Origin of the sequence: Chelativorans composti, assembly GCF_039541695.1 — a bacterium.
Lineage (GTDB): Bacteria > Pseudomonadota > Alphaproteobacteria > Rhizobiales > Rhizobiaceae > Chelativorans > Chelativorans composti.
In genome coordinates, this window is record NZ_BAABGS010000034.1 from 1 (window position 1) to 2,828 (window position 2,828).

Consider the following 2,828-nt stretch of genomic DNA (forward strand, 5'->3'; position numbering starts at 1 on the left):
TCCCTCCTCCGCTACCATCGCTTGAAAATCCATAAAAATCAGGCAGTTAGTGCCGAACGGAGGTTCGGGCGACTGTGAGACATCTCACGCAGATGTATGCGGAGATGCCATGGCGCTGCCGTCCTACATGTCCCGGCGCGAGGGACGCTATTACCTGCAGATTCGACTTGCCCGGCCGCTGGCCAAGCTGGCTGGCGTTTCCCTGTTCAGGGTGTCTTTAAGAACCAGCGACTATCGTCAGGCGCGGCTGCGGCTCGCCGAATGCCTGGTTTGGGTTCACCGGATGAACGAAATCGATGACGCAGGTTATGCTGGCTTGTTCAGGATGAACATCCGCCAGCTTCGTGAATACGTGGCCGACGCCCTACCGTTGAGCGAGGAGCGTCTGGGCGCCCGCCGGATCTACGAAGAGATGCTCAAGAACCTGATCCGGCGCGCCAAGGCGGCGGGACACGATCCGGACATGGTGGCACCGGGGTTCCGGGAACTGTTCGAACGCTTCGTGCTCCAGAACGTGGAAGCGGAGGAGGGGCTCAGGCGCGCAGAAAGGATCCGGGAATACGAACGCGGCCGGGCGGACGTGCTCGCTGCCATCGAGCTCGGCGTACTTCCGCAGCAGGGGCGGCCGGTTCCGGGATATCCTTCGGCGGCGCACATTCACGCGACGGGCAACGTCGCCTCATTCTCACCAACCGTCTCCGGACCAGCCCTCGAAGCTCCTGGTCCAACAGGTGGGGCGCCAGGCGTGGTCCAGATGCCACGAGGGGAACTGGTGAATGCCGACAAGACGTCAGATCCTGTTCACCCGCAAGCCCCGCTCCGGTTCTCCGACGCCCTTGCTGCCTACGTCGAGGCCGACGAGAAGGCCAATGGAAACGCGGACGCCCGGTCGGTCGTGAAGCTTGTCGTTCAGTTCATCATCGACAAGATGGACGACCCTCTGCTTTCCGAATTCGACGAGGAAGCGGCCGCGCGAATTGACGCGATGCTGCCTGACATCCCCGATCGCAAGAACATCCCGCGCGAACACGTCAGTAGTCTCGCAGCGCGCTACGACTACGCGCAGAAGCATGGCTGGGACGGTCTGAAGCGCCTCACGGAAGCACGGCTGAGGAATGGCTATCACAATGCCCTGTTCCGCTTCTTCGGATGGCTGATCCAGAAGAAGCTCTACCTGCGCGAGATGCCCCGGTTCTCGAGGGTCAGCGATGAGAACCTCGTTTCCCTGGAGCGGGATGCGTTCTCTACGGACGAGGTGAGCAAGATTTTCTCGCTGCCCCTCTTCACCGGCTGCCTGAGCGCCGAGCGGATCTGGGTCGAGGGAAGGTGTCTCGTCCAGAACCACCTCTATTGGGGATACGCCATGTCGTTCCTCACGGGCGTTCGGCCCGGAGAGCTCGGACAGATCGAGCTCGATGACATCGAGGAGGAGCACGGGATCTACTACCTCCAGCTGCGTGCCTTCGATCCGAAGAAGGGACGCGTTGCGCGCAAGGAGGTGAAGCGGTTCAAGACCCCGGCGTCGCAGCGGACAATTCCGCTGCATCCCCTCATCCTGGACCTTGGACTGCTGGAACGGATCGAGGATCTGCGATCGATCGGCTGCCCGGTGCTGTTCCCTGAATGGGAACCCTATCCAAAACCGGGAGGTGAGATGCGATGGGGGCAGCCGCTGACGAAGAGCTTCCAGTATCTCAGGAGGAAGATCGGGATCGATCGCTTCGACGTGGCGCTCTACTCGTCCCGACACTGGTTCGCTCAGTTGATCGATGAGACCGAGATCAAGGATGCAACCCGGCGCAAAGTGATGGGCCATTCCGGCGGCAAGGACGTGGCGACGCGATATGGCCGGAAGCGGCGCCTGACCACTCGCGATCTCTCGGAGCTTGTCCAAATCTCTTCTCCCGAGATCGACGAGATGGGCCGTCTGTTGTTAAGCGCCAGGGAGCGTGCGGACCGAGGCGAACTGACGGTGCTGAAACCCTGGCTGACGCCGGCAAACTGGTCCAACTACTACAAGCGGAAGTTGCTGGGACAATGACCGATTGCGCCAATTGAATTGCACGATGGCCCATGCGGTGGGCCATTCTCCTGCAAATGCTGGCTCGCCAGGCGAATGATAAAGGCAGCGCCGCCTCGATTTGTCCTCGAAGCTCAACGAACCGCTTGGATGGGATTGCGCTTTGATGCTCACTCTCGCTGCCGCGTCCATCATCACCTGCCTGTCCCTCTCGGCCGTTGATGGCGACACAATCAAGTGCAATGGACAGAACAGGCGCTTGCTGGAGGCCTGGCTCGCCGAACATTTCAGGCGTTGATGCGCCCGAGATTGGAAAAGCCAAGTGCAACGGGGAGGAGTTCCTTGGCACGCAGGCCAAGAAGCGCCTTCAAGAACTCCTCAGCCTGAACGTGCGCATCGAGGCGTCAGGCGTGAAGGTGCTACGGGCGCGCTCTCGTGTGGGTGCGCCTACCCCCGCTGGCGAGGTGCTAGTCAGGGAAGGCTATGCCGGTGTGTGGGGGCCCGGCAAGGGGATCGACTGGTGGCAAGTGAGGGGGAAGGAGAACGAGAGACTGAGCCTGATCTGTGAAGCGGAGATCGGCAAGCGCTGGGAGGATGCACCCGATAAGAACAGCAGAAGTGCCGGAGATCGCCGATGAGTTCAAACGCGCCCTCTGCATGCCGAGGCCGACACGTCTACCCAGCGGAGCTCTATACTGAGTGCGATGATGTCCCGGGGCGTGGTGTAGCAGGATAGCGGCGGTCACCAGTGTTTTTCCGGTAGGGTCGGGTTGTTCAAGCTCAACCTGATGGAAAGTCCACCGATGAC

Annotated in this window: 2 protein-coding genes; both read left to right on the forward strand. The window is 61.0% G+C overall.

The genetic code is table 11. The features are described 5' to 3' along the window. The first annotated feature begins 109 nt into the window (after positions 1-109). Positions 110-2,041: a site-specific integrase gene (locus ABD906_RS09870; RefSeq protein WP_345099253.1), complete on the forward strand. Its 1,932-nt coding sequence runs from the start codon at positions 110-112 to the stop codon at positions 2,039-2,041. Positions 2,042-2,262: 221 nt separating this feature from the next. Continuing rightward, a complete protein-coding gene (locus tag ABD906_RS09875; RefSeq protein ID WP_345099254.1) occupies positions 2,263-2,658 on the forward strand; it encodes a hypothetical protein in 396 nt (131 codons plus the stop codon). The last annotated feature ends 170 nt before the right edge of the window (positions 2,659-2,828 follow it).